The 1,583-nt window shown below is 62.3% G+C and carries 2 protein-coding genes and 1 pseudogene; 2 read left to right on the top strand and 1 reads right to left on the bottom strand.

The features are described 5' to 3' along the window. Both EOA86_RS33965 and EOA86_RS33960 read left to right on the top strand, forming a co-directional pair. A partial coding sequence (locus EOA86_RS33965) for a peptidoglycan-binding protein (protein ID WP_245497462.1) occupies positions 1-758 on the top strand: 758 nt, incomplete at its 5' end. Positions 759-847: 89 nt separating this feature from the next. Further along, a complete protein-coding gene (locus tag EOA86_RS33960) occupies positions 848-1,195 on the top strand; it encodes a DUF1491 family protein (protein WP_128345536.1) in 348 nt (115 codons plus the stop codon). 47 nt (positions 1,196-1,242) lie between these two features. Here the strand turns inward: EOA86_RS33960 and EOA86_RS33955 are convergent. Continuing rightward, positions 1,243-1,583, bottom strand: a pseudogene (locus EOA86_RS33955) (hypothetical protein); the annotation flags it as partial.

Here is a 1,583-nt window from a genome sequence, read left to right as displayed (position 1 = left end):
CCGCAAAACAGCCTAAGGCGGTCAAGCGCCGTGGCAATGCCTTCCAAGGTAGCGCGGTTGCCGTCGGCAGCCTGATCTCGCGCAATCCGGTTCTGGTCGGCGGTTCGACCGCCTTCCTGGTGACGCTGTTCTACGTCTCGGCGAATGCCCTGTGGTATCAGCCTTTTCCTCATGCCGGCGCGTTTTTCGCGACCAGGAGCATCGAGGGCTTCCCTCGAGCCGGCGCCGACGAACCCGAAACCACCATCAACATCGTGCGGCCGGGCTCGGCTCCGATCAAGAGCGATCCGGTCGTCGAGCAGATCCAGGGCATATTGAAGGATCTGGACTTCTATTCCGGCACCGTCGACGGCATTTCCGGCCCCAACACGCGTAAGGCCATACAAGCCTATCAGCAGAAAGTCGGGCTGAACGCTTCCGGCGAGATCGACAGCGTTCTGGTCGATCAACTGGGCGCCACGCCAACCGCCTCGACGGTCGTGCCGCATCCGGCACCTCGTCCGGACGACATGGCCGCAATTCCCGTCTCCGCTTCGGCGCCGGCAGATGCGCCGGCGCAGGCACCCGATGCTCGCATCATTAAAATCCAGGCCGGGCTGAAGGCATTCGGCAATGACGACATGCAGCTCGATGGCGTGGTCGGGGCCCGCACCAAGGCAGCGATCAAGGAGTTCCAGTCGCTGTTCGGGCTGCCGGAGACCGGCGAGCCCGACGAGGTCGTCTACGTCAAGATGCGCGAGATCGGCCTGACCAACTGAAGCTTTGGCCTACTAATAGTCGAAGCGATCGCTCGCGGATTGGCGATAACCTCGCTAAACAGCATCCGGATCTCGTCCGGAGTTTTGTAATGCGCGTAACCACCGATCTGTGGGTGTCGGCCCTATTGCGCCGCGTTTTCGGCGCCGGCGGATTCGCCGCCGTGGTCAAGCGCGGCGCAACTGAGGCCGGCGCCGTCTTCGTGCTGGCGCGTGGCCGCCTGGGCGAGGTTGCTTTGTTTGGACCGGCGCCGCAGACGAGCTACGATTCAGCGAGACCCGACGACCGTTTCTTCAGTCTGCTCGGCGCCGGCGACGATGCCGCCGTCTTTGACGCGCGCCTGGAAAGGGAGAAGAAATTCGATCCCGACATCTGGGTGGTCGAGATCGAGGCCGGCGCTGCTCCCGTCGAAGAGTTTATTTCCGTCAAGTCGCTCTAACGATTATGGATGAAAACAAAGGCTTAAAGCGTTCGCCTGAATCTCTTTCAGACGTGACGCGCCTTAGGCCTGGCGGCAGCATTATCGCTGTCCGCTTTACGGATGTCCGCGTTTGCCGAGATGGGTCCGGCATTGCGAATGGCCTTCCAGCCGCGTAGCCTGTCCAGCGCCGCGTCGCGATGCAGCAGTCGGTAGCGGTCGAGAAAGATGCGGATGGCCTGCGGATGCGGAAACTCTGCGGGATAGACCGCGGCGGTGATCAGGAACGCCCTCTCTTCGCCGAAATCAAGCGCGCGCAGGGCGGCCAGCAGCGACGTGTAGTTCTGGTTTGCGGTGAGCGCCCGCGCCGTTGAAAAATCGATTTCGAGCGCGTCGGCCAGTGCTGTTT

Source organism: Mesorhizobium sp. M5C.F.Ca.IN.020.32.2.1, from assembly GCF_004023105.1.
Classification (GTDB): domain Bacteria; phylum Pseudomonadota; class Alphaproteobacteria; order Rhizobiales; family Rhizobiaceae; genus Mesorhizobium; species Mesorhizobium wenxiniae.
Note: the sequence above shows the minus strand (reverse complement) of the source record. Positions and strands in the feature narration are given on the sequence as shown.

Coding starts and splice junctions, on each gene's coding strand:
- EOA86_RS33960 (WP_128345536.1), top strand. CDS start 848: ATGCGCGTAACCACCGATCTGTGGGTGTCGGCCCTATTGCGCCGCGTT.